The 24,729-nt window shown below is 65.7% G+C and carries 27 protein-coding genes and 1 pseudogene; 3 read left to right on the top strand and 25 right to left on the bottom strand.

Annotated features, from left to right (window positions below; all coding sequences use genetic code 11):
• The 11 genes and pseudogenes from J0M27_RS21410 to J0M27_RS17325 all read right to left on the bottom strand — a co-directional run.
• Nucleotides 1–80: twin-arginine translocation signal domain-containing protein (locus J0M27_RS21410; RefSeq protein ID WP_365963052.1), on the bottom strand; the 80-nt coding region annotated here is incomplete at its 3' end.
• Between the two features lie 9 nt (nt 81–89).
• Nucleotides 90–266 carry a hypothetical protein gene (locus J0M27_RS17370; protein ID WP_294994623.1) on the bottom strand — a complete coding sequence of 59 codons (177 nt, stop codon included), beginning with the start codon at nt 264–266 and terminating at the stop codon, nt 90–92.
• Nucleotides 263–433, bottom strand: a complete 171-nt coding sequence (locus tag J0M27_RS17365; RefSeq protein ID WP_294994621.1) for a hypothetical protein — start codon at nt 431–433, stop codon at nt 263–265. Before J0M27_RS17365 ends, J0M27_RS17370 begins: the two co-directional genes overlap by 4 nt.
• 169 nt (nt 434–602) lie before the next feature.
• Nucleotides 603–776: pseudogene (locus J0M27_RS17360) on the bottom strand (IS3 family transposase); the annotation flags it as partial.
• 108 nt (nt 777–884) lie between these two features.
• Nucleotides 885–1,526: a PEP-CTERM sorting domain-containing protein gene (locus tag J0M27_RS17355; RefSeq protein WP_294994616.1), complete on the bottom strand. Its 642-nt coding sequence runs from the start codon at nt 1,524–1,526 to the stop codon at nt 885–887.
• A gap of 363 nt (nt 1,527–1,889) precedes the next feature.
• A complete protein-coding gene (locus J0M27_RS17350) occupies nt 1,890–3,404 on the bottom strand; it encodes a polyamine aminopropyltransferase (RefSeq protein ID WP_294994613.1) in 1,515 nt (504 codons plus the stop codon).
• A 66-nt stretch (nt 3,405–3,470) separates the two neighbouring features.
• Nucleotides 3,471–3,824: a lipopolysaccharide assembly protein LapA domain-containing protein gene (locus J0M27_RS17345; RefSeq protein WP_294994608.1), complete on the bottom strand. Its 354-nt coding sequence runs from the start codon at nt 3,822–3,824 to the stop codon at nt 3,471–3,473.
• A 127-nt stretch (nt 3,825–3,951) separates the two neighbouring features.
• A complete protein-coding gene (locus J0M27_RS17340) occupies nt 3,952–4,095 on the bottom strand; it encodes a hypothetical protein (protein ID WP_294994605.1) in 144 nt (47 codons plus the stop codon).
• Nucleotides 4,095–6,044 (bottom strand): DUF4178 domain-containing protein, encoded by a 1,950-nt coding sequence (locus tag J0M27_RS17335; protein ID WP_294994602.1) that lies wholly within the window; start codon nt 6,042–6,044, stop codon nt 4,095–4,097. Before J0M27_RS17335 ends, J0M27_RS17340 begins: the two co-directional genes overlap by 1 nt.
• Nucleotides 6,045–6,147: 103 nt before the next feature.
• Complete coding sequence (locus J0M27_RS17330; protein WP_294994599.1) at nt 6,148–7,197, bottom strand: SPFH domain-containing protein; 1,050 nt, start codon at nt 7,195–7,197, stop codon at nt 6,148–6,150.
• Between the two features lie 20 nt (nt 7,198–7,217).
• A complete protein-coding gene (locus tag J0M27_RS17325) occupies nt 7,218–7,622 on the bottom strand; it encodes a DUF350 domain-containing protein (protein WP_294994597.1) in 405 nt (134 codons plus the stop codon).
• A gap of 170 nt (nt 7,623–7,792) precedes the next feature.
• Here J0M27_RS17325 and J0M27_RS17320 point away from each other — a divergent pair, with 170 nt between their 5' ends.
• The 3 genes from J0M27_RS17320 (at nt 7,793) to J0M27_RS17310 (ending at nt 10,537) form a co-directional block, all read left to right on the top strand.
• Nucleotides 7,793–8,518, top strand: coding sequence for a heparan-alpha-glucosaminide N-acetyltransferase (locus J0M27_RS17320; protein ID WP_294994594.1), 726 nt, complete (start codon nt 7,793–7,795; stop codon nt 8,516–8,518).
• Between the two features lie 66 nt (nt 8,519–8,584).
• A complete protein-coding gene (locus J0M27_RS17315) occupies nt 8,585–9,763 on the top strand; it encodes an acyl-CoA dehydrogenase family protein (protein ID WP_294994592.1) in 1,179 nt (392 codons plus the stop codon).
• Nucleotides 9,764–9,859: 96 nt separating this feature from the next.
• The gene (locus tag J0M27_RS17310; RefSeq protein ID WP_294994589.1) at nt 9,860–10,537 is read left to right on the top strand and encodes a hypothetical protein; all 678 of its coding nucleotides are present in this window, start codon (nt 9,860–9,862) and stop codon (nt 10,535–10,537) included.
• Here J0M27_RS17310 and J0M27_RS17305 read toward each other — a convergent pair.
• The 14 genes from J0M27_RS17305 to J0M27_RS17240 form a co-directional block, all read right to left on the bottom strand.
• Nucleotides 10,531–10,704, bottom strand: a complete 174-nt coding sequence (locus tag J0M27_RS17305) for a hypothetical protein (RefSeq protein ID WP_294994586.1) — start codon at nt 10,702–10,704, stop codon at nt 10,531–10,533. The two genes, J0M27_RS17310 and J0M27_RS17305, sit on opposite strands and share 7 nt — an antisense overlap.
• A 35-nt stretch (nt 10,705–10,739) precedes the next feature.
• Nucleotides 10,740–10,955 carry a hypothetical protein gene (locus J0M27_RS17300; protein ID WP_294994584.1) on the bottom strand — a complete coding sequence of 72 codons (216 nt, stop codon included), beginning with the start codon at nt 10,953–10,955 and terminating at the stop codon, nt 10,740–10,742.
• A 55-nt stretch (nt 10,956–11,010) separates the two neighbouring features.
• The gene (locus J0M27_RS17295) at nt 11,011–11,586 is read right to left on the bottom strand and encodes a hypothetical protein (RefSeq protein ID WP_294994581.1); all 576 of its coding nucleotides are present in this window, start codon (nt 11,584–11,586) and stop codon (nt 11,011–11,013) included.
• A gap of 65 nt (nt 11,587–11,651) precedes the next feature.
• On the bottom strand, nt 11,652–13,274 hold the full coding sequence (locus J0M27_RS17290) for a mechanosensitive ion channel domain-containing protein (protein ID WP_294994578.1): 1,623 nt from the start codon (nt 13,272–13,274) through the stop codon (nt 11,652–11,654).
• Between the two features lie 33 nt (nt 13,275–13,307).
• Nucleotides 13,308–14,015, bottom strand: a complete 708-nt coding sequence (locus J0M27_RS17285) for a type III pantothenate kinase (RefSeq protein ID WP_294994575.1) — start codon at nt 14,013–14,015, stop codon at nt 13,308–13,310.
• Nucleotides 14,016–14,024: 9 nt separating this feature from the next.
• Nucleotides 14,025–14,795, bottom strand: a complete 771-nt coding sequence (locus tag J0M27_RS17280; RefSeq protein WP_294994573.1) for a biotin--[acetyl-CoA-carboxylase] ligase — start codon at nt 14,793–14,795, stop codon at nt 14,025–14,027.
• 109 nt (nt 14,796–14,904) lie between these two features.
• Entirely contained in the window at nt 14,905–15,681 is a 777-nt protein-coding gene (locus tag J0M27_RS17275) for a sulfite exporter TauE/SafE family protein (protein WP_294994571.1), read from the bottom strand.
• 2 nt (nt 15,682–15,683) lie between these two features.
• Nucleotides 15,684–17,564, bottom strand: a complete 1,881-nt coding sequence (cysN, locus tag J0M27_RS17270; protein ID WP_294994568.1) for a sulfate adenylyltransferase subunit CysN — start codon at nt 17,562–17,564, stop codon at nt 15,684–15,686.
• Nucleotides 17,564–18,448, bottom strand: a complete 885-nt coding sequence (gene cysD / locus J0M27_RS17265) for a sulfate adenylyltransferase subunit CysD (protein WP_294994565.1) — start codon at nt 18,446–18,448, stop codon at nt 17,564–17,566. Before cysD ends, cysN begins: the two co-directional genes overlap by 1 nt.
• A 207-nt stretch (nt 18,449–18,655) precedes the next feature.
• On the bottom strand, nt 18,656–20,077 hold the full coding sequence (ntrC, locus tag J0M27_RS17260) for a nitrogen regulation protein NR(I) (RefSeq protein WP_294994562.1): 1,422 nt from the start codon (nt 20,075–20,077) through the stop codon (nt 18,656–18,658).
• Nucleotides 20,078–20,171: 94 nt separating this feature from the next.
• Nucleotides 20,172–21,239: a nitrogen regulation protein NR(II) gene (gene glnL / locus J0M27_RS17255; protein ID WP_294994559.1), complete on the bottom strand. Its 1,068-nt coding sequence runs from the start codon at nt 21,237–21,239 to the stop codon at nt 20,172–20,174.
• A gap of 53 nt (nt 21,240–21,292) precedes the next feature.
• Nucleotides 21,293–21,730 (bottom strand): DUF4124 domain-containing protein, encoded by a 438-nt coding sequence (locus tag J0M27_RS17250; protein ID WP_294994557.1) that lies wholly within the window; start codon nt 21,728–21,730, stop codon nt 21,293–21,295.
• A 201-nt stretch (nt 21,731–21,931) separates the two neighbouring features.
• The gene (gene glnA, locus J0M27_RS17245; RefSeq protein WP_294994554.1) at nt 21,932–23,341 is read right to left on the bottom strand and encodes a type I glutamate--ammonia ligase; all 1,410 of its coding nucleotides are present in this window, start codon (nt 23,339–23,341) and stop codon (nt 21,932–21,934) included.
• A gap of 193 nt (nt 23,342–23,534) precedes the next feature.
• Nucleotides 23,535–24,728, bottom strand: a complete 1,194-nt coding sequence (locus tag J0M27_RS17240) for a cation diffusion facilitator family transporter (protein WP_294994551.1) — start codon at nt 24,726–24,728, stop codon at nt 23,535–23,537.
• Nucleotide 24,729: the final 1 nt, after the last annotated feature.

The raw sequence follows: 24,729 nt of genomic DNA, 5'->3' as shown, positions 1-24,729 counted from the left end.
AGCGGCGGCGCGGCCTTCGAGCCGCAGGCCGCGAGGGCGGCGGCGGCCGAGGTCGCGGCGAGGAAGTCGCGGCGGCGCATGGTTCCGTGCTATGGAACCACTGAACAAGCCGTCACACCGGCGAATGCCGGTGTCCAGGATCCTGGGTCTTCTGGATTCCGGCGTTCGCCGGAATAGCCTGCCCCGGACTTGATCCGAATCGGCATTTGATCGGCGATGGGCTTGCCCTGGCCTATGTGTTCGGTGCGGATTTCGGCTTCCTTCATGCGCGCCTCAAGACATGGCGACCGGTCTTGTTGCCGCCGACTTTTTCGACCACGCCGGCATCCAGCAGCGGGCGCAGCAAATCCATCGCTCTGTGCCGCGACACGCCGAGCGTCGCCCATACCTCTGCCGGCGCCATGGCGCCGTGGTCGCGCAGAAGGTGCAGCACTTGTTCCTGGCGCGGACGCAAAACCAGTCCAGCGTCCGGCGCAATCCCGCTGCACAATAGTCCAGCCACGCGCTCGGGCCGTCGCCGGCTTCGCGTACGCCTGGCAACGCGGCATCGATACTTCAGGGCAATTTCGATCACTCATGCGATCGGATAATGCCACTGTCCCCCAGTCTTGGTGTCCATGTTCGCGCAACCAGGTCAGCACCATCGACTTGCCTTGGATCCCGTATCGCTCCTGCGCCTGCCTGTACGTCAGATCCCCTTTCTCAACCTGGTCCACCACGGCCAACGCAAAGGCCATCGCGTAGTTCCGCTGCGTCCTCCTGATCCGCGATTCCATTGCCTTCCCCTTTCTTTGCAGGAAAGCTGTCAACGCTATTCAGGATGGGTCACCGCCAAAAAAAACGGGAGCTCAAACTCCCGTTTTTGATTATTGCGTCGCGGTGCGTCACGCAACTGGTTTTTGTTTTCTGCGCCGCGCCGCGAGCCCAAGCAGCCCGAGTCCCGCCAGCATCATCGCGTATGTCTCGGGTTCTGGTACGGCAGCAACAGCAAGCGACTCGTATCCCACGGTCAGGCCGTGCCAGTACTCCGAACCGTCAGCGATCGTGAGCGTGCTTATCGGCCCGGAAAAGGTGAGGGTGCCGTGCACTTCGCCGGAAGCCATGAAGCCCGTGTTGCCGGGGACAGGCGTGATCGAACCGCAGCCCCAATAGCCACAGCCAATTACGCTGCTGGAGAATGCGTGACTGAAGGTGACGCTTCCGGGAACGTTCCAGCTCACCAGGGCCAACTGTACACCCGTCACCGCCTGGCTGAAGGTGATGGTTCGCGTACCCCCTTGGCCCAGCGCCAGGATGTCCGTGTTGTCCGGCTGCGCCGCACTGCCCGGCCAGGGGGCGTAGTAATTGTTACCGCCAGCGATCTGCCAACCCCAAAGCGCAGAAGTGCTGCTGAAGCTCACCGTAACGCCGCCGGCGTTGCCGCTGGCGCTGTAGCTATCGGCACTGGTCCAGTCGGTCCAGGTGGTGGCGGCCGCCGGCGCGGCGATCACCCCTGCCAGAATGCCCACGGCAAGCAGCTTTTTCATGTTGATCTCCTGAAGATGTTGTTTTAAGCGCATATTTCCAAGCCTATTCGTATGCCGACCTGCGATGCAATAGCCCGAATGGACTATGGTCGGAAGTTGAGCCCCCTTTTTGATATCAAATGGTCTGGGGTGCCCTTATGGAGGTGATCTCGGGTGAGATGACGGCCGCCTTTGCCGCGCTTTCACCGTCGGCAATGCGGTTGAGCAGCGGGGATGCGCAAAATTCCGTGCCCCGGATGCAGGATGTTCCGCAGCAGTCATTGCGGTCGATGGGGATGCGTGCCGGCAGTGGATGCAAGGCGGCTCCATGCATGCGAAGCGAGTCATGGTGTTACCGGGTATGGAATCCTGCATTGCTCTTCTTCAATGTGCTTGCACCCGCCCCCACTCGCGCTCGAAGATACGCACCAGGTTCTGGTTGTCGAGGCGGTTGGGTTCGGCGGCGACGCGCGCCATGTCCGCGGGGAAGTGGAACAGCGCGGGCAGGGCGTCGGGCGTGACGAAGCGCGTCGCCACCGGGATCGTTTCCGGCGGCCGGTAGTCGCGGCGGCCGGCCAGGATGTAGCCCCATTCGCCGAAGCTGGGCACCAGCGCGTGGTAGGGCGCGGTCTGCCAGCCGGCCGCTTCCAGCGTGGCGACCACGGTCCAGTAGCTTTGCCGGGCATAGAGCGGCGAGGTGGCCTGCACCACGATGCGGCCGGTCTCCGCTACATGTTGTTTCAGCAGGCGGTAGAAGGCCGTCGAGTAGAGCTTGCCGAGGCTGTGGTTCGACGGATCGGGAAAGTCGGCGACGACGAAGTCGAAGATTTCCTGCGACGCTTCCAGCCACTGCAGGGCGTCGACATTGACGATCTTCAGCTTCGGCGAGGCCAGCGCATTTGCGTTCAAGTCGCGCAGCAGCGTCGATTGCGCGAACAACTCAGTCATGCGCGGATCGAGGTCGACCAGGACGATGCTTTCCACCTGCGGATACTTGAGGATTTCGCGCACCGCCATGCCGTCGCCGCCGCCCAGCACCAGCACGCGGCGTGCGCCGGGCAGCGACGCCAGCCCCGGATGCACCAGCGCCTCGTGGTAGCGGTACTCGTCGCGCGAGGAGAATTGCAGGTTGTGGTTGAGGTAGAGCCGCGTTTCGTCACGGTACTTGGTGACGACGATGCGCTGGTAGGCGCTGGATTCGGCGTGCACGATGTCTTCGTTGTAGAGGTTGGCCTCGGCCAGGCTGACGAACTGGCCGGCGAAACCAAAGGCCAGCAGCAGCAGGCCGATCACCACCGCGCATTGGGCGCGCAAGGCGGCCAGCCGGCCGATGCGCTCGCGGAACAACCACAGCGCCCAGGCCGCCACCAGTGCATTCAACAGGCCGAACAGCAGGGCGCTGCGCACCAGCCCGAGATGCGGCGCCAGCAGCAGCGGAAACAGCAAGGACACCGCCAGCGCGCCGATGTAATCGAAGGAGAGCACCTTGGCGACGAGGTCCTTGAACTCCACCTCGCTTTTGAGAATGCGCATGATCAGCGGAATTTCCAGCCCGACGAGGATGCCGATCAGCAGCACCAGCCCGTACAGCGCGAAGCGGAAGGGTCCGGCGTGCAGCGTGAACAAGAGGAACAGCAGGCCGGCGGAGAGGCCGCCGAGCAGGCCGACCAGCAGCTCGATCTGGATGAAGCGCAGCAGCAGCTCGGACACGGATGCGGCGGCAACATGCTTCGACAGCCAGGAGCCGATGCCCATGGCGAACAGGTAGGCGCCGATCACGGTGGAGAACTGGGTCACCGAATCGCCCAGCAGGTAGCTCGCCAGCGCTCCGGCGATCAGCTCATAGGCCAGGCCGCAGGAGGCGACGATGAATACGGAGGCGAGCAGTGGAGCTTGCATGTCGGGATGCCGGGATGGCGGGTGGCGCCTTGCTGCCGCCGTGTCGCCAGCGCCGACTCTTGGCCTTCAGGGTTGGTGTTCGATCAGCGCCGTTGTCGGGGCGAGGGCCTGCGCCGCCAACAGGGATTCGAGCTGGGCATCGAGTTCGCTGACACGTTGCTGCAGGGCGCGATTTTGTTCTTCGAGGCTGGCCACCTGGCGCCGCAGGCGCTTGCCGCTCCACCGGCTGCCGATCAATGCCGGCGAGGTGACCAGGCCGGCGATCAGGACGCCGAGGCCGAGGGCCATCAGGAGCACCAGCGCCAGCGAGCCGCCGAAGCTCCAGGCGAAGAAGCTGATCGTCACCGGGACGTTGTTCTGCAAGGCGAACAGCACGGCGACTATGGCGACGCCGATGCCGGAAATCAGAAGGATCTGCATGGGTGTCCTTTCATGCGGCAAAGCGCATTATCGATTGGCAATCAACGGCAGCAGGTCATTCGGGCGCAAGCTGGAATGACGGCCCGAACGGTATGGCTACACATGTTTGCGGATGGGTTCGAGCCCATCATTTGTGGAAGGCCCGCGCCGCGTTGGCCGAGCGCGCCGGCTGGGCGTCGGCGCTTTCGGAAAACAGGCTCCAGCCCAGGTACTGGCCGTAGTTGAACAGCGCGAAGGCGGCGAAGCTCAGGATCATGGCGAGGCGATGCATCAGTCGTCGCCTCCGCCATCGCCGCCATCGCTGCCATCGTCCCCGGTGCCGAAGTCAGCGCCACTGGAAAGGAAATCGGCGTCCTTCCAGCGTTCCGCTTCGAAGCTTGCCACGCGGTAGCGGCTGAACATCGGCAGCAGGGCGAGGAAGATCAGCACGAAGAAGAAGTTGCTCCATGCCGCCTGGTCACGGGTGACGCGGACACGGTCGGTGACGCCGATACGCTTCTCGGCGGAAAACTCCGGGTCGATGACGAAATAATACGTTCCCGCCGGCAGGTCGCGGAACACCAGCTCGCGCGAGCGGTCGCCCTCGCTCCAGGCGCCGTCGTCATAGCCGTGCCAATAGGCGAGCTCGGCCTGGCTGAGCCAGGCACGGCCGCTGCCCTTCTCGACCAGGGTCAGGTTGAGACCGAGCCAGTTGTTGTCGAGGTCGGTGTCGTGGCGCAGCACCAGGTTGCGCGCGTCGCGCTCGAGCTGGAAGGTTTGGGTGGTCACCGGCTCCTCGTTGTCGACGGCGAAGAACAGGCGCTGGTCGAGCACCGTGCGCCCGCCGAGGATGAAAACCCACAGCGCCTGGGCCAGCAGCACCAGGGCGGCGAATTTCCAGAACTGGCCGCAGACGCGGCGATGCGGCTCGGCACGGGGGTTGGGCTGGTTCATGGCGATGCCGGTCGGCACGGGCAGCGCATGGTCGAGCTTGAAGGCGGCGGCGACTTCCTCCGCCGGCAGGTAGTCGCCCAGCGACCAGGCGATCTCGGCTTGCCGCGCTTCGCGGCTCAGCATCTGCGGCGGAGCGACGAAATCGATGAGCTCCCAGGTCTCGCCGACCTTGACCTTCCAGTTGAACTCGCCGATCACATAACGGGTCACGGCGGAGCCCGTCGAAAAGCGACGGAACTCCTCGCCCTTGTAAATCGCCGCCGCCTGGCCCACCTGATAGCGCGGCGGATTGGCCACCGGGCTGACCCAGCTCCAGTGCCCGGTCGATTCGACCAGCCAGCGAAAGCCCTCCTGCGGGTGATGCAGGAGGAATTCCTGCCAGGGGTAATTCTTGCCGTCCACCGTCACGGCGCGTTCCTGGAAGCCGATCACGGTCCAGTCCTGGTTGAGGAAGCGGCCGACGCTGCCGAGCGGGATCAGCGGTTCGATGCGGGTCGCGGCGGCGGCCTTTTGCAGCACCTTCAGGCTGGCGTTGTCGTGTTCCAGCACCGTCAGGCAGGAAGGGCAGGCGACGCTCTGCACCGCTTTGTCATGGATGCCGACGGCGCTGCCGCAGCGCGGACAGTTGAGCGCCTTGACCACGCCGGCGGCTTTTGCAGCCGCCCCGCCGCGCAGGTTGGCGAAGCCGAAACTGGCGAAGGGCAGGGATTCGCCGACGAAGACCAGCGGCGGCGTTTCCGAATAATCGATGCTGGCGAAGCCGCTGCCCTCGATCTCGCGCAGGTCGACCAGCGGCGCGGCGTAACCGGCGCCGAAGGCGAAGGGCAGCTCGCCCTCGCCGGCGATGCACATCGCCTCTTCGCGGTTGCCGACGACGAACTCGCGGCCGGCGAGGGACACCGCGTCGTTCGGCATGATGCCGGCGAAGGCCGGCAGCTCGGCCTTCGGCGCGGTCAGGAAGCTGATCGTGTATTCGCCGTTGGCATCCGACAGCCAGCCGCCGCGCATGTCGTCGAACAGCAGGTGCCACTCGTTCCAGACGCCCGCCGCATAGCGCAACTGGATGCGCCCGATCACCGCGAAATGCACGCCCTGGTAGCGGCCCTCGCTGCCCAGCCGGATCGGCGAGGCGTCTTCCAGCAGGTCGGCCATGCGGCCGAGGTTTTCCAGCGCGCCGCCGTGGCGCACCAGCGTGCTGCGGCAGAACTCGCAGACGCCGTGGAAGGAGGCCGAGGACTTGAAGACGACCGGCGCGCCGCAGGCCGGGCAGTTGGCGGAAAAAGGCATCAGAAGGGAATCTTTTCAGCCACAGAGATCACAGAGGACACAGGGTAAAACCCGCTGGTTTGCTTTTCTCTGTGACCCCTGTGTCTTCTGTGGCCAATGGGTCTTACCCAAGCCTCTTCAAAAGCTCGGCCTTCTTCGCGTCGAACTCGGCTTGCGACAGCATGCCCTTGCCGACCAGGCCGTGGAGTTTTTCTATGGTGGCGACTATTTCGTCGGCGGAAACCGGTGCCGCTGCAGAAGTCGGCGCTGGCGCCGCGGCGGCCGGGGCTACGGCGGGGCCCGCCGCCGGATTCAGCGACTGCGCCATCGAAGCCGCGACCTGCTGACCAACGCCGAGCCCGACGCCGAGGCCAGCGCCAATGCCGGCCAGGCCACCCTCGTTCTGCGCGGCGAGCGGTATTGCCTCCGCCGTCTGGAACTGCGTATAGGCCTGCATGCCGCCCATCATGTTCACGCCGATGCGCTTGTCGAGCATCGCCTGCAGTTCCTCGGGCAGCGAGATGTTCTGCACGTTGAGGCTGTCGAGCGCGAGGCCGTAGCTGGCGAACATCGGCTCCATCTTGGCTTTGAGCGCATTGCCGAACTCGACCTGGTTCGACGCCATGTCGATGAAGGGCACGCCGGATTCGCCGAAGATATCGGCGATGTGGCCGACGATGGTGTTGCGCAACTGGCCTTCGAGCTGGTCGGCCGTGTAGCTTTCCAGCGTGCCGGAGATCGTGGTGTGGAAGGCTTTCGGGTCGACCAGGTGGAAGGCGTAGATGCCGAAGGCGCGCAGCCGCACCATGCCGAAATCCTTGTCGCGGATCGTCACCGGGTTCGGCGTGCCCCACTTGCGGTCGAGCTTCTGGCGCGTACTGAAAAAGTACACGTCGGACTTGAAGGGCGACTCGAACAGCTTGTCCCAGTTCTTCAGGTAGGTCAGCACCGGCAGCGTCTGCGTGGTCAGCTTGTACATGCCGGGACCGAACACGTCGGCCACCTTGCCTTCATTGACGAACACCGCCATCTGCGATTCGCGCACCGTCAGGCTGGCGCCGTTCTGGATTTCCATTTCGGCCATGGGAAAGCGCCAGGCCATGGTGTCACCATCGTCCTCGGTCCACTGGATGATGTCGATGAACTGTTTCTTGATGAAATCCATGAGTGCCATGTGTGTCTCCCTTTTGGTTTTCAGTACGTCATGCATGCGGCGTTAATTAGCCCGACCGTGATCGAAAGCGCGGCGACGAAGGTGGCCGGTGCCGTGCGCCCGGCGGCAATGTCTTCCTTGAGGCTCGGCAGCGCCACGCGCGCCACCATCCAGGCCAGCAGTTGCACCGCGCCGGCGACCACGCCCCACACCGCGAGGTCCGCCAGCGTGTCGCTGTGGGCGATGACGTTGGCGATGGGCATGGCGAAGCCGAGCACCGCGCCGGAAAGCGAGATCGCCGCGGCCATGTTGTTGTTGCGGATCAGCGCGATCTCGTCGTAGGGCGTGACGTAGAGGTAGATGGCGACGAAGGCGGCCAGCAGCACGAAGGCGGCGCCGAGGTAGGCGAGGAAGTTCGGCAGGGTGGCAAGGAAGTGGGCGGGCATGGAAAGCTCCTGCGGACGATGGGGCATTGTCCGGCATCGGGCCGGGGCGATCAAGTACCCAGGTTTCATCGGCTAGACTTGAAGGCCGACGGAGGAAGCATGATTGACCTGGTACTTGATGGCGCCTGCCGCGACGCCGCTGGCGCGCCCCCCGCGCACGGTCCGGCCGGATGAAGCCGGCGCTGCGCTCTGACCGCCTGGACGCGCTGCGCGGCGCCGCCATGGTCTGGATGGTGGTGTTCCATTTCTGTTTCGACCTCAACCACTTCGGACTCATCGAGCCGCGCCAGTCCTTCCTTCACGACCCGTTCTGGGCCACGCAACGGACTGCCATCGTGACTCTGTTTGTTTTCTGTGCCGGCCTCGGGCAGGCGCTGGCGTTGCACAGCGGGCAGGGCTGGCCGCGCTTCTGGCGCCGCTGGGCCCAGGTGGCCGGCTGTGCGCTGCTGGTGAGCGCGGGCTCGGCCCTCATGTTTCCCAGGACCTGGATCAGCTTCGGGGTGCTGCACGGCATGGCGGTGATGCTGGTGCTGGCGCGTTTGCTCGCCTCGCTGCGGGGTGGTTTGTGGATCGCGGGGGCCCTGATGGTGGCGGCGCCACGATTGCTGCAGCACCCGTTCTTCGACACTCCCTGGGCCAACTGGGTGGGCCTGGTCACGCGCATTCCCGTCACCGAAGACTGGGTGCCCGTCCTGCCCTGGCTCGGCGTGATGCTCTGGGGCATGGCCGCAGGACAATGGTTGTCGGCCAGTCGGCGCGCGCTGCTGGCCGGGCCGGTCGCCATGCCGTTGCGGCCACTGGCGGTGCTGGGGCGCTGGAGCCTGAGCTTTTACATGGTGCACCAGCCGGTGCTGCTCGGTGGCATCGCCGGCTTCACGTGGCTGCTGGCGCGATGAAAACGCGTCCGGACGCGGGCGTTTCCGGGCCGAACGACACGTGAAAATCGGGCTCGCGGAAACCGCATGGGGGGAATCATGATCGACTTGCGCAGCTTTGGTTTCGAACAACAGCACCAGCAGATCTACGACATGGCCTGGCGCTACGCCAGGGAGCGCCACCACCCGCTCTTGCGGCGCATGGACGACGAGGACTGGTTTCCGGCCGACGAGTACCGCCGCATGGGCGAAGTCGGCCTGCTCGGCACTACCGTGCCCGAATCGCTCGGCGGCCCGGGTCTCGACCTCGTGGCGCAGTTCTTCATCGGCGAGGCCTTCACCTACTGGAACAACATGCTCGCTGCGAGCTGGGGCGCCAGCGAGAACCTCTGCGTGAACAACCTGGTGAGGAATGCCAGTGCAGAACAGCAGATGCGCTTCCTGCCACGCATGCTCGCCGGCATCGGCGCCCTGGGCCTCTCCGAGCCGGGCGCCGGTTCGGATGCGCTGGGGTCGATGAAGACCACGGCACGCCGGGACGGCGACCACTACGTGCTTAATGGCCGCAAGATGTTCATCACCAACGGCCCCGTGGCCGACCTGCTTCTGGTCTACGCCAGGACGACGCCCGATCGCGGCCAGCAGGGCATCTCGGCCTTCGTCGTGGAACGCGGCACGCCGGGATTCTCCGTCGCGCAGAGCCTGAAGAAGATGGGCTGGCGCGGCAGTCCGACCGGCGAACTGCTGTTCGACGATTGCCGCGTGCCGGCCGCCAACCTGGTCGGCGGGGAGGACAAGGGCGTCAGGGTGGTGATGAGCGGGCTCGACATCGAGCGGGTGTTTTTCAGCGGGCATGTCATCGGGCTGGCGCAGCGCGCGCTCGACCTTTCGCTCGACTATGCGCGAACCCGCGTCCAGTTTGGCCATCCGATCGCCGGTTTCCAGCTGGTGCAGGGCATGCTGGCCGACATGTACGCGGCGCTGGAATCGGTGCGCGCCTTCTCCTACCAGTTGCTGAAGGAAGTCGCCGCCGCCGACGAGGCCGGGCGCGGCGAGATCCACAAACGCTCCGCGGCCTGCGTCCTTCATGCCGGCAACATGCTGAAGCTGGTGCTCGACCACGCCGTGCAGATCCACGGCGGCAACGGCTTCATGTGGGAGACCGAGGTGAATTGCCTCTACCGCGCCGGCAAGCTGATCGAGATCGGCGCCGGTACCACCCAGGTGCGGCAGATCATCATTGCCGGGGAATTGCTGCGGAATTAGGGACGTGTTCCGGCTCCGTCCCGTGGCCGGCCCTGGGTAGCATGACGACACAAGCCGGCCCGACGCTTGTCGTCCGGGCATCGCGTCGAGGCCCGCATGCACCAGGAGGTGGTCAGGTCAATGAACCGGCATGCCCTGCGATGGGTTTCCGCAATGTTCTGCTGCTCGGCGCTGTGGCTGCCGGGCGTGGCGGAGGCGGCGGCATCGACCGCGGCCGGTGGCGCTCCCGCGCCTTTCGGCCAGCTCGCCGGCGTGTCGCGCCACCAGCCCCAGCCCACCGTCGCGACGGAACAGGCGCGCTGGCAGGAGATCCGGGCCGCGCGGCGGCCGAGTCGGATCGTCGCCCTGTGCGACGCCTTCGCCAACGAGTTCCCCCACAGCGGCTTGCGCGGGGACGTGCTCAAGCTCGGTGACGGCGCGGCAAGGGCCCTCAGCGTCCAGTACGACGTCGGCTTGTCGGGCGATCTCTTCGAGGCCGGCGGCAAAGATCCGGTTCTGGCATCCAGGCTTGCCGAGGCCGCGCGGGGCAATGCGACGGCAGCCTTCGAGCTTGCACAAGCCGTTGGCAAGGGCGCATTCGGCGACTATTCCGGTAACTACGGCCAGGAGCGCTGGCTGCGTTTTGCGGCCAAACTGGGCCACGCGCGTGCCAGCTGGGAGCTCGCCGAGCTGTACAACATCCATGGCCGTATCGCCGAGGCCGCGCATTTCGAGAAGCGTGCCACCGAACTCGGCTACAAGCCGCCGCCGCGCCTGTCGAACCGGGATTACTGAGCGCCAGCGTCCACCTTGAGCCAGGCCCGCAGGCGCGGCTCGACCCAGCCCAGGCTTGCCAGGAACAGACCGGCGATCGCCAGGTTGAAGCACAGGTGGGCCAGCAGCGCTCGCCGCCATGGCTTCGCCTTTGACGACGAGAATGCGGCCCCTGCGGCCCGTGTCACCCCAAACCTGCACCACGGTCGCCGCGCCGTCGAAGCTACGCCGCACCATGCCTGCCGTGCACCACGGCGTCCGTCGTGGCGGAAGCAGGCTTCAGCGCCGTGCCGCCGGCGCCGACTTCCAGGGTGTGATTGCTTGCCGCATTGCGCGGCGCCCCCACGTGCATCAGGTACACGCGGATCGCATACACATCGTCGTCCGGCAGCAGTCCGCTGAAGCGGTTGTCGGAAAGCTCGCCGATCGCGATCGCCACTTCGGGCGATCCGTGCAAGCAGAGTCCTTCAACCCGTCACCAATCCGCTGGTCACTCAAACATCGTCGGCTTCGGCCATCCAGAAGCCGTCGGAGAATCTGACCTGGTCGCGACTGTGGTAGATGCGGGCGCGCACGATCGCCTTCGGATTGATGTACACATTGCCGGGGACGCCAATGCTGGCGGTGATCGCCGGCACGCCGAAGAATTCCTCGACCAGGTTGATGTCGTCCACAGCGCCGACCACGTGCAGATATATCGATTCGCCGCTGCGCAGGGAAAGTTCAATCAGCGCTTCGAACGGGTCGCCCTTCCTGCCCTTGCGAAACTGCATCCAGCCGGGCCATTGCCGCGCCAGCAGCTCCTTGTATTTCTCGACGTCGGGAATGCGGCGCAGGCGCTCGATGTTCTTCGGCATCGCCCCGGGCAGGACCAGGTCGGTTTCGACCTCTATCCAGCAGATTTCGTCGGGATGGATGATGCTGAACGGATTGTGCACGCCGATGACGATCGGTCCCGAGCAGAACAGCTTTGCCGGATCGAACCGCTTTGCGAGCAACACGGCGCGCCGATGATCGTCCTGGGAATAGTTGCCGGTCTTTCCGTCAGTGCGATGGACGCGAATGCGCAAGATGTTTCCCCGCGGGTCTCAGCTTTCGATGTGGCGCCGATGATAACAGGCCGGACCCGGCGAGCTCAGGCGTTCGTTCCCGGCGTCGCCGGGGGCGGCCGCCAGTCCCTTTCGGCGACGATCTTCGGCGTCGGCGGATCGAGCATGTAGTGCGGCGACATGATCTGCACGCCGTGGCGGTTGAAGGCGTCCTGGATCGACGCGTGGAGATCGCTGGCGACACGTGCGCGGGTGGCCGGCACGTCGGTGTCCACATGCACCACCAGCTTGTACTCGACGTAGAAGTCCGATAGCGCCGTTTGCACCACGTAGGCGGCGGGCGTCTTGCGGATCTCGGGGATCGCCGCCGCCGCTTCCAGCAGCAGCGCGTGCACCTGGCGCCAGGGCGTGTCGTAACCGATGGTCAACGTGCAGTCGAGCACGTAGCCACGGTCGCCGTCGATGCGCGAGAAGTTGCGCGTGACGTTGCCCAGGACGAAGGCATTGGGCAGCGCGATCTCCTCGCCGAGGCCGGTGCGCAGGCGCGTGACGAACAGGCCGAGCTCGGTCACCGTGCCTTCGTAGTCCTGGATGCGCACGTACTCGCCCTTCTTCAGCGCATAGGTGTAGACGATCATCACGCCGCTGGCGATCTGGCCGACCACGCCGGAGGCACCGATCGAGACCATCAGGCCGACGATCACCGACAGCCCCTTGAAGGCTTCGGTATGGGAGCCCGGCAGGTAGGGATAGGCCATGGCAATGGCGAACAGCCACAGCGAGGCGTTGACGATGCGCCGCGTCGCCGGCGCGGTGTGGTTGTTGAGCATCGCGCTGTCGGACGGCCGCGCCTCGATGCTGTCGAAGAACTCGGACGAGATGCGGGTGGCGACCCAGGCCAGAAGGAAGATCGCCACCGCGACAAAAATGCCCGGCAGCGACTCGACCACCGCCGCCATGGCCTGCATCGTCAGGCTGACGATGGATCCGGACATGGTCTCGCTGGCGGGGCGCGTCAGCGCGAACTGGGCCAGGGCGTACGTCAGGTAGGAATAGGCCATGGCCATCACCAGCAGCCAGGTCAGCAGCAGCGCGAGGCGCGAGGCGATGCCGGGCAGCGAGCCGGACATGCGTTGGCCCCAGTAAGTGGCGGGCAGCGCTTCGAGGCGTCGGCGCAGGACGGCGACGAGCAGCCGGCGCAAGCGGGTGGACAGTTTCAGCGTGGCGACCAGCGCCAGCAGCAAAAGGACGGTGGCCAATGCCAGCTTGAGCAAGCCATCCAGGCGCGCACGCGGGTCATCGCGTTCGCGCGCTTCGCTCCATGCCTTCTGCACCGCCCGCGAGGCCAGGTTGGCAATGTCTTCCGCGGACTCGCCCGCCTCCGTGCGCACGTCGCCGGGAACCACGAGGAACAGGACGTCGTCGTCCAGGCGCACTTCCACGCCCAACGGGGTGGGCTTTATCGAGGTCCAGCCTGCACCGGGCTTGGCGAAGGCGCGCTCGGTGCGCTTGCGCGCCGCTTCGGCGCGTTCGGCCGCGGTGAACGTGCCGATCGGCGCGCGGAAGACGTGGATGTCGCGGCCACCGATGACGAGCGGAAATTCTTCACCGTAAGCAGCTCCGGCGGCGCAGGCCGCGGTGGCGACGCAGAGCAGCGCCAGGCCGGAAAGCAGCGCTACGGCCCACGCCTTGATCGATTTCAAAGCCAACGCAGGTATCTCCAGAGAATAGGTCGAGTGTACTCAGGCGGATTGGCTGAAGCGCGCCAGGCCTTCCAGTACGAGGTTGTCCACCACGCTGAATGGCCGTCGCATGTGCGGCGCCAACTCCGCCGCCGCGCCGCCGGAGAGCAGGCAGGCCACGTCCTGCCGCTGGGTCGACCTGACGCGCTCGATGGCGCCCAGCGTGGCGTGCAGCGCACCGCTGACGATGGCGTCGTCGGTGTTGGTCGCCAACTGGCGGAACTGGCCCCTGGCATCGGGTAGGTCGGCGGTGTTCCGCGCCAGCGCGCTGCGCATCAGGGCCAAGCCGGGCAGGATCAGGCCGCCGCGAAAGCGGCCTTGGGCGTCGAGCGCGTCGATGGTGGTGGCGGTGCCGGCGACCACCACCACGCAGGCACCGGCATGCAGCGCGCGAGCGCCGATCAGTGCCGCCCAGCGGTCGGCGCCGAGCTGCTGCGGCTTGTCATAACCGTTGCTGACGTCGCAGGCGACCGCCGAGCTTTGCAGCCAGTCGAGCGGGATGCGCAGACGTGCCGCCAACGTTTCAATCCGCTTTCGCGCAGACTCGCCGGCGACATTGCAGGCGACGATGCGCGTCGGGGAAGTCGGCAACAGTTGCACCAGGCCGTCGCAGGCGGCGTAATCGAGCGCGCCCTGGACGCGCCATTCGGCGCCTTCTCGCAGGCCGTACTTGAGGCGGGTGTTGCCGGCATCGAGGCAGAGCAGCATGCGACGTTCTCAGGCCGGGCGCAACGAGACTTCGCCGGAAAGCACGCGCTCGATGCCCGCGGCGGATTCGAGCAGTAACGCGCCGTCGGCATCGACGCCGCGGCAGATACCCTCGCGCGGCGAGGCAAAGTCGGTGGAAAGCAGGACAGGGGCATCCTGGAAGGCATGGCGCGCCATCCAGTCGTCGCGCAAGGCGGCGAAGCCGGCGGCGGCGAACTGTTCCAGCGCCGCCAGGAGCTCGGTCAGCAGGGCGGCGTACAGCGCGCTTTCGTCCGTCGCCGGCAGGTCGAGCGCCGCGGATGCGGCGCGCAAATCAGCTGGCATCGCCGCCGGCAGGCGCAGGTTGATGCCGATGCCGATCACGGCGGCATGCGGCGCGCCGGGCAGCAGTTCGACCAGGATGCCACCGAGCTTGCGCCGGTTCCTGAGGATGTCGTTGGGCCATTTCAACGCCGTATCACCAGCGCCGACTCTTGCAAGCGCCCGGGCGACGGCGAGTCCGACCGCCAGCGAAAGCCCGGCCGGCGCGGTGCCGGGGGCGAAGCGCCAGAGCAGCGAGAAGGCCAGGCTGTCGCCGGGGCTGGAGATCCAGCTGCGGCCACGCCGGCCGCGTCCCGCCGTCTGTTCGTTGGCGACGAGCACGGTGCCCGAGGGCGCACCGGCTTCGGCGCGGGCCAGCAATTCGGCATTGGTCGACGCGCAGCTGTCGAGCACATCGACGTCGAAGCGGCGGGCGAGCGGCCCGAGGGCGGATGCAATCGCGGCTGTGGTGGCGGGCATGGCATTCCCCTTGGGCATGCGCGGCGGATTGTGCCGACGCCGGGGACTATAGCGCAAGGCGCTGGCGTGGTGGCTTCCGGGCCTGCCCGCGCGGGGGCCCCGGTTCCCGTTACCAGAGCTTGACGCCGATCGCCAACAGGACCAGGGCCAGCAATCCGCGCAACAGGGCATGGGGAAGTCGGGCCGACAGCATGGCCCCGACGATGACTGCCGGAATGGAGCCGAGTAGCAGGTTGCCGAGCAGTCCGAAATCCACGTTGCCGATCAGGAGGTGCCCGGCGCCGGCGAAGAGGGCGAGCGGGATCGCATGCGCGATGTCGGTCGCGATCAGCCGCGGCGGTGTCAGGCGCAGCGGGTAAAGGTAGCTGAGGAATACGGCGCCGAGCGCACCGGCGCCGACCGATGTGAGGCTGACCAGGAAGCCCAGGATGGCCCCGGCGAGTATGGTCAGCGGCCCTTGCAGCGCCTTGAAGCGCACGCTGTTGCCAGTGCGGAATCGCCGGCCCAGCGCGTGCAGGGGTTTTTGCAGCAGCATGCCCAGTGCGGTCAGGACCACCGCCATGGCGATCGCGCCCGTGATCAAGCCGATGGCATCCTGGTCTACGGGATAGAGCTTCATGAATGCCACGGTCAGGGCCGACGCCGTGAGGCTGCCCATCCATAGTCGCCGGACCACCGACCAGTCGATCAGGCCATGACCCTGATGCACCCGCGTGGCGAAGGTTTTCGTGATCGCCGCAAACCAAAGGTCGGTGCCCACGGCGGCCAGCGGCGCCACGCCGAACACCAGCAGCAGCAGCGGCGTCATCAGCGAACCGCCGCCGACGCCGGTCAGTCCCACCAGCAAGCCCGTTGCGGCGCCGGCGACGACCAGCAGGGGATCCATGCCTATTCGAGCGCGTCGAACAACTGGTCCATGCCGATTTCGGGCGCCTGTCCGGCGGTCTGCAGGCGCACCTCGGGATTCTCGGGCGCCTCGTAGGGGCTGTCGATCCCGGTGAAGTTCTTCAGGTTGCCGCTGCGCGCCTTGGCGTAAAGCCCCTTGACGTCGCGGCGTTCGCATTCCTCGAGCGGAGTGTCGACGAACACCTCGACGAACTCACCCTCGGCAAACATGTCGCGCGCCATGCGCCGCTCGTTGCGGAAGGGTGAAATGAAGCTCACCAGGACGATCAGTCCGGCATCGACCATCAGTTTCGCGACCTCCGCCACGCGGCGGATGTTTTCCACGCGGTCGGCTTCGGTGAATCCGAGATCGCGGTTGAGGCCATGGCGCACGTTGTCGCCGTCGAGCAGGTAGGTGTGCTTGCCGGCCGCGTGCAGGCGTTTCTCCAGAAGGTTGGCGATGGTGGACTTGCCCGAGCCGGAGAGCCCGGTGAACCAGACGCATCGAGCGTTCTGGTGCTTCTGCGCGGCACGGGCGGCCTTGTTCAGTTCCAGGGCCTGCCAGTGGATGTTGCTGGCGCGGCGGAGCGCGAAGTCGATCATGCCCGCGCCGACGGTTTCGAAGCTCAGTTTGTCGATCAGGATGAACCCGCCCATCCTGCGGTTGACGCCGTAGGGCTCGAATACCAGCGGTGCGCTGGTCGAAATGTTTACCGTGGCGATCTCGTTCAGGCCCAGCGTTTTTGCGGCGAGGCGGGCGCCGGTGTTCACGTCTTCGCGATACTTGATCTCGGTGATGGTCGCCGTCGCTTCCATGCAGGCCAGCTTGAGCAGGTACTGACGGCCCGGGGCCATGCCGTGTTCGGCCATCCAGAGCAGCTTGGCCTCGAACTGGTCGGCGACTTCCGGCGGGTTGTCGCTGGCTACCAGCACGTCGCCGCGGCTGGCATCGACTTCGTCGGCCAGCGTGATGGTGACCGCATCCCCGGCCTGCGCGAACGGCACTTCGTCGAATCCGGCAAGTATCGACTTGATGCGGGTTTGTACCCCCGACGGCAGCACCCGTACGCTGTCTCCCGGACGCAGCTCCCCTTCGGCGATCCGGCCGCAGAAACCGCGGAAGTCCAGGTTCGGACGATTGACCGATTGCACCGGCATGCGAAACGCGCCGTGCCGCGCACCGGTACCCCTGCCGATATCGACCGTGTCGAGGCATTCCATCAGCGTGGGGCCTTCGTACCAGGGCATGCGCGAACTGTGTTGCAGCACGTTGTCGCCGTCGAGGCCGGACAGCGGGATGGCCTGGATCCCGGAAAATTCGAATCCGGCGGCAAATTCCCGGTACGCGGCGACGATGGCGTCGAATGTCGCCTCGTCGAAATCCACCAGGTCCATCTTGTTTACCGCCAGCAGGACATGGCGAATGCCCATCAGCGCCACGATGCGGCTGTGGCGGCGCGTCTGGGTCAGCACCCCCTTGCGCGCGTCGATCAGGATCACCGCCAGGTCGGCCGTCGAGGCGCCGGTTGCCATGTTGCGGGTGTACTGCTCGTGCCCGGGAGTGTCGGCGACGATGAAGCGCCGTTTGTCGGTGGCGAAGAATCGGTAGGCGACGTCGATCGTGATGCCCTGTTCGCGCTCCGCCTGGAGCCCGTCGACCAGCAGCGCGAGATCCATCTTTTCGCCCTGGGTACCGTAGCGGCGGGAATCGCTTTCCAGGGCCTGCAGCTGGTCGTCGAAGATGCACTTGCTTTCGAACAGCAGGCGGCCGATCAAGGTGCTCTTGCCGTCATCCACGCTGCCACAGGTGATGAAGCGCAGCGTTTCCTTGTTGCGCTGGTTGTCAAGGTAGGATGCTATGTCATTTGCGTGAAGCGTGTCCATCAGAAGTAACCCTCCTGCTTCTTCTTTTCCATGGATCCGGGGACGTCGGAATCGATCAGCCGGCCCTGCCGTTCGGAACTGCGGGCATTGAAGGTTTCGGCGATCACGGCTTCCAGCGTATCGGCATCGCTTTCGATCGCGGCGGTCAATGGCCAGCAACCCAGGGTGCGAAAGCGCACGCGCCTGATTTCCGCCCGTTCACCTTCGGCGAACGGGAAGCGTTCGTCGTCGACCATGATCCACTGGCCGCCACGGCTGACCACCGGGCGCTCCGCCGCCAGATAGAGGGGGACGATGGGAATGCCTTCGGAGTGGATGTATTGCCAGATGTCGAGTTCGGTCCAGTTGCTGATCGGAAAGGCGCGGATGGTTTCGTCCGGCTTGATGCGGGTGTTGTAGAGGCTCCAGAGCTCGGGCCGTTGCGCTTTCGGGTCCCAGCGATGGCCGGGGGCACGAAACGAAAAGACGCGCTCCTTGGCGCGGCTTTTCTCTTCGTCGCGGCGCGCACCGCCGAACACCATGTCGAAGCCGTGCGCGTCCAGCGCCTGTTTCAAGGCCTGGGTCTTCATCACGTCCGTGTGATAGTTGCTGCCATGGGTGAAGGGGCCGACGCCGGCTGCAAGCCCTTCCGGATTGACGTGGGTGATCAGCTTCATGCCGCTTTCGGCCACCATGCGGTCGCGATGTGCGTACATCGCGCGGAACTTCCAGCCGGTATCGATGTGCAGCAGCGGAAACGGCGGCGGCGCGGGATGGAAGGCCTTGCGCGCCAGGTGCAGCATCACCGACGAGTCCTTGCCGATGGAATACATCATCACGGGCTTGCGCGCGGTAGCCACGGCTTCGCGGATGATCTCTATCGATTCAGCTTCCAGCGCATTCATCGTGACCCTTTGCCAATACGGAAATTTCGAGCGTCGGCGCCCGCGTAAGCCGGGCAGGCATCCCGCCCGGCGGCATCCCCCAGGTCGGATGCGGCGGCCATGACGGCCATGCTTTCGCGCGAAGGCCGGATTATCGCCGACGCGCCTACTCCAGTCAAAACGGCATCACCGCGTGCACGCATGCCGCATTTCTTCGCCGCCGCGGATTCAGCGCTCGCCGGATTCGGGCTTGGCGTCGTCGAGGCCGAGTTCCTGGATCTTGCGCGTGATCGTGTTGCGGCCGATGCCGAGCAGTTGTGCGGCATCGACGCGGCGGCCGCCGGTGGCATTCAGCGCGCGACGGATCAACGTCGATTCGAATTCGCGATTCAGCGTGTCGAATACCGTGCCGGGTGCTGCCGCCAGCAGGCGGTCGGCCTCGGCGGCCAACGCCGCGTTCCAGTTGGCCGGCAGGTCGCGCCGTGTGCTTTCACTGCCTTCGCGCAGTTCGGCCGGCAGGTCGGGAGTGTCCACGCTCTGCCCCGGCGCCATGACGGTCAGCCAGTGGCAGAGGTTCTCGAGTTGCCGCACGTTGCCGGGAAAATCCAGGCCCTGCAGGTACTTGAGCGCGGCCTCGGTGAGGCGCTTGGGTTCGCCGCCCAGCTCCTGCGCGCTCTTCTGCAGGAAGTGCTTCGCCAGCAGCGGGATGTCATCGCGCCGTTCGCGCAGCGGCGGCAGGCGCAGGCGGATGACGTTGAGGCGATGGAACAGGTCCTCGCGGAACAGGCCTTCCTTGACGCGGCCTTCGAGGTCCTGGTGGGTCGCCGCGATCACGCGCACGTTGGCCTTGACCGGCTGGTGGCCGCCGACGCGATAGAAGTTGCCGTCGGAGAGCACGCGCAGCAGGCGCGTCTGCAATTCCGCCGGCATGTCGCCGATTTCGTCGAGGAACAGCGTGCCGTTGTCGGCCTGTTCGAAGCGGCCGCGGCGCAGCGCGCCGGCGCCGGTAAAGGCGCCCTTTTCGTGGCCGAAGAGCTCGGATTCGAGCAGGTCGCGCGGGATCGCGGCGGTGTTGATGGCGATGAAGGGCGCGTCCTTGCGCGGGCTGTGGCGGTGCAGTGCGCGCGCCACCAGTTCCTTGCCGGTGCCGGATTCGCCGTTGATCAGCACCGTGGCGTGGGATTGCGACAGGCGGCCGATGGCGCGGAACACCTCCTGCAGTGCGGCGCCCTGGCCGAGGATCTCGGGCACCGTGCTGGGCATTTCGGCCGCACCATTTTGGTGTGCCGCTTGCGCCATGGCCCGGCGCACCAGGTCGACGGCCTGGTCGACGTCGAAGGGCTTGGGCAGGTATTCGAAGGCGCCGCCCTGGAAGGCCGAAACGGCCGAGTCGAGGTCGGAATAGGCGGTCATGATGATCACCGGCAACTCGGGATGGCGCTCCTTGACGTGCTGCAGCAGCTCGAGCCCGCTCTTGCCCGGCATGCGGATGTCCGACACCAGGATTTGCGGCCTTTGCCCTCCGTCCAGCGCGGCCAGTGCCTCGTCGGCCGATCCGAACGACTTGGCGGGGATGTTTTCACGGCCCAGCGCCTTCTCCAGCACCCAGCGGATGGAGCGGTCGTCGTCGATGATCCAGACGGGATTCATCGCAGCCCCCTGACGGACACACCCAACACCTGCGTGTGCAACGAGCCGTGCTCACCCCTTGTCGCGGAGAAGGGGGCGGGGTAAAAGTCGTTCATCAGTCTTCCTTCTTGATTCGTACCAGTGGCAGCATCAGCGAAAAGCAGGTGCGGCCGGGGCGGGAGCTGACTTCGATGGCACCGCCGTGTTGCTGTATGAAGCTTTGCGCGATGGTGAGCCCGAGCCCGCTACCCTTTTCGCGGCCGGAGACCAGCGGGTAGAAGATTTTGTCGCGAATGCCATCGGGAATGCCGGGTCCATTGTCGATTACTTGCAATTCAAGTGCCAGCTCGTGATGTTTTTTTGCCAGCGTGACCTTGCGCGCTGCCCGGGTGCGATAAATGATCTCGCCTTTGCCCTGCATCGCCTGTGCTGCGTTGCGCGAAATGTTCAGGATGGCCTGGATCAGTTGCTCGCGGTCGCCGGTGACGTCGGGCAGCGAGGTGTCGTAGTCGCGGCGCACGCTGACGTCGTGGTATTCGGCATGGATCAGGCGCCGCACGCGTTCGAGGATCTCGTGGATGTTCACCAGCGCCGGCTGCATGGTCCGATGCGACGACAGCAGGCGCTGCATCAGGTCCTGCAGGCGGTCGGCTTCCTCGATGATGACCTGGGTGTATTCCTTGAGCGGCGCGCTGTCCAGTTCGCGTTCCAGCAACTGTGCCGAACCGCGGATGCCGCCCAGCGGGTTCTTGATTTCGTGCGCCAGGTTGCGCACCAGTTCGCGGTTGGCCTGCTGCTGTTGCGCCAGCTGTTCCTCGCGCGCGGCGCGGAGTTGCTGGTCGATGGGTCGCACCTCGATCAGCAGCCGGGCGTTGCCGGCCTCGACCGGGGTTACCGTGCAGTCGACATGCAGCGACCGCTCCGGCGACGGTTCGATCAGGATGTTGTGTCCCGTGTAGCTCCAGTTGTTCGTCAACGCGTTGTCGAGCGCGGCGGCGAGGCCGGCCGGCTTGCCCACCAGTCGGTGCAGCGGGTGGCCCAGCAGTTGGCGCGAGCTGATTTCGAACAGGTTCTCCGCCGCCGGATTCACGTGGCGGATGACCAGGCCGGCATCGACCAACACGACGGCGGAAGAAAGCAGGTCGAGCCCGCTGAAGGCGTTGAAGGATTCGGCAGCGTTCATTTCCGGAGAATCTTGCAAGAAGCGCACCAGCCGCTGATCGTTGCGGCGGCGACTCAGCGCAGGTTGCCGAGTTCTTTCTTCAGCGACTCGACATTGCGTTCGTGCAGCGCCACGGTATCGCGTAGCGGCTGCAACTTCTCGGCGGGCTGGTTGCCGGCTTCCAGCAGGGCCTTCTTCGCCTTTTCGGTGTTTTGCAGTTCGTTGGCGAGTTCCTTGTCGAGGATGGCGCGGCGGTCGCCGTCGCGCGCCTTCTGTTCGCTGCCGGATACCCGCGGAAAATCGCCAGGGGTGGGCGTCGCCGCGGCCCGCGGCTTTGCCGCGCCCGCCACCGGTGGCGGCGCGGCCTGATGCGAAAGCACGATGCAGCTCTTTTTCGGCGCTTTCTGGTTGGTGTAGAGCACCACGCCGGATTCGTCCGTGCATTTGTAGAGCGTGTTGGCCGCGCTCGTGAGCGGCAAGGCCAGTGCGATTGCGGGCAGTAGGAACTTCATTGTTCAAGTGTATGTCAATTGCGGCGGCATCGCCAAATGGGTGTCCGCCTGGTCACGGGACCGTCGCGGCCGGCGAGCCGTCATGCGAACCGGCGAAAAAAAGGACGGGCAGGCCCGTCCTTTTGTCGATCGTGTGGGCGAAGCCGACGTGGCGACAAGCCCGGCATTTTGCTGCCGGCCCGCCACGGTTGGCCCGCTTCCTCAGATCGAGTAGTACATGTCGAACTCGACGGGGTGGGTCGTCATGCGGAACTTCGTGACTTCCTCCATCTTGAGTTCGATGTAGGCATCGAGCATCTCGTTGCTGAACACGCCGCCGCGGGTGAGGAATTCGCGGTCATTGTCCAGGTACTCCAGCGCCTGCTCCAGCGACGAGCAGACGGTCGGTATCTTGGCATCCTCCTCCGGCGGCAGGTCGTAGAGGTTCTTGTCGGCGGGGTCGCCCGGGTGGATCTTGTTCTGCACGCCGTCGAGGCCGGCCATCATCAGCGCGGTGAAGCACAGGTAGGGGTTGGCGCCCGGATCCGGGAAGCGTGTCTCGATGCGGCGGGCCTTGTCCGAATGCACGTAGGGGATGCGGATCGAGGCGGAACGGTTGCGGGCCGAGTAGGCCAGCTTGACCGGGGCTTCGAAGCCGGGCACCAGGCGCTTGTAGGAGTTGGTCAGCGGGTTGGTGATGGCGTTCAGGGCGCGGGCATGCTTGATCACGCCGCCGATGTAGTACAGCGCGAACTCGGACAGGCCGGCGTAGCCGTTGCCGGCGAACAGGTTCTTGCCGTCCTTCCAGATCGACTGGTGCACGTGCATGCCGGAGCCGTTGTCGCCGACGATGGGCTTGGGCATGAAGGTCGCGGTCTTGCCGTAGCTGTGGGCGACGTTGTGCACGATGTACTTCAGCAGCTGGGTCTGGTCGGCGCGGCGCACCAGGGTGTTGAACACGGTGCCGATTTCGTTCTGGCCGGCGGTGGCGACTTCGTGGTGATGCACTTCCACCGGCACGCCGCAGGCTTCGAGCAGCAGGCACATCTGGGCGCGCATGTCGTTGAAACTGTCGACCGGCGGCACCGGGAAATAGCCACCCTTGACGGTGGGGCGGTGGCCGGTGTTGCCGCCTTCGAACTTCTCGGAGGACGACCAGGCGGCCTCTTCGGAGTAGATCTTGACGTGGGCGCCGGACATGTCCACGCCCCATTCGATGCTGTCGAAAATGAAGAACTCGGGCTCGGGGCCGAAATAGGCGGTGTCGCCGATGCCGGAGGACTTGAGGTAGGCCTCGGCGCGCTTGGCGATCGAGCGCGGATCGCGGTCATAGCCCTTGCCGTCGGCCGGCTCGACCACGTCGCAGGTCAGGACCAGGGTGGTTTCGTCGAAGAAGGGATCGATGTAGGCCGTGGCGGCATCGGGCATCAACTGCATGTCGGACGCCTGGATGCCCTTCCAGCCGGCGATCGAGGAGCCGTCGAAGGCGTGGCCGTCTTCGAACTTGTCCATGCTGAAGGCCGAAACCGGCACGCCGACGTGCTGTTCCTTGCCGCGGGTGTCCGTAAAGCGGAAGTCGACGAAGCGAACTTCCTTCTCTTCGACCATCTTGAGTACGTCCTGGGGGGTCATGAGCTGCTCTCCTGAAAATTAATGGCAATTGCGGGGTAGGTAGTCGTTACCGGACTGCGACGGTATTGCGTTCCGGTAGCAGGTAGCGTGCCATTCGCACCACGAAGGGAAGCGATTGTGCCACAAGTCTTTTTGCTTCACGATAGCCGGATGATCGCACCATAACGGTGCTAACTTCGGCAAAAACGCCCTGTTATGGTGCAATTTGCTGGTTTAGTCGGATGGCGACGAACCAGGGGTCGTTCGGCAAGGCGGCATCCAGCCGTTGGCGAAATCCGGCCAGGCGGGCATCGTCGGCAAAGCCGGGCGGCAGGAAAATTTCTGCTTCGACGCGGGTGCTGAGGTAATGCAGGGTCGTTCGCTCGAAGTCGGGCGGGTCGGCGGCCAGCAGCTCGCGCAGGTGCGCGAGCAGAATGGCGCGGTCCGGGAGGCTTACCGCAGCGTTGCCCTGCAGGTCGTTTTCGGCATCGACATGGACCAGTACGTCGAGCACTTCGGGATGGCTGGCCAGCACGCGCTGCCGCGCCGATTCGGCGATGCGGTGGCCTTCGGAGACGCTGATGCGCGGGTTGACCTGTACGTGCGCGTCGACCAGCACCTGGTGCGCCATGCGCCGCGTGCGCAGCTCGTGCATGCCGAGCACGCCGGGGGTGGTGGTGATCGTGTGGCGGATCGCCGCCACTTCCCCGGCCGCGAGGCCGGTGTCGATCAGTTCGCGGATCGCGTCCCAGCCGAACTTGAGGCCGGCGCGCACGATCATGGCGCCGACGATGATGGCGGCCACGGCGTCGGCGAAGTTGAAGCCGGCCAGGGCGCCGCCGATGCCCGCCGCCACCACCAGCGAGGACAGTGCATCGGCGCGCGCGTGCCAGGCGTTGGCCACCAGCATCGGCGAGCGCAGACGCTCTGCGGTCACCAGCATGTAGCGGAACAGGCCTTCCTTGGCGGCAAGGGTAAAGATCGCCGCCCACATCGCGGCGACGCCGACCGGCGGCGCGCTGCCGATGTCCTGCAAGCGCCCGGCGGCCGCGATCAGGATGCCGGCGCCGGTGCCCGCCAGCAACACGCCCAGCACCAGCGAGGCGGCCGTTTCGTAGCGGCCGTGGCCATACGGATGGTCGGCATCGGCGGCTTCTGAACCCTTGCGGTTGGCGAACAGGACAAAGGCATCGGCGACGATGTCCGACAGCGTGTGCATGGCATCGGCGATCAGGCTTTGGGAATGCGCGATGAGGCCGACGACGATCTGCATCGTGGTCAGCACGACATTGACGCCGACGCTGACCCAGGTGATGCGCTGGCCTTCGGCGAAGCGCGAGCCGGGCCCGGTTTCGGCGCCAGCACGGCGGTCGCCGTTGAACTCGTGGGGGTGGGGGTCGCGGGACATC

Source organism: Sulfuritalea sp., assembly GCF_017302275.1.
GTDB lineage: Bacteria > Pseudomonadota > Gammaproteobacteria > Burkholderiales > Rhodocyclaceae > Sulfuritalea.
The sequence above is the reverse complement of the archived record's forward strand: the minus strand, read 5'-3'. Positions and strand labels throughout refer to the sequence as shown.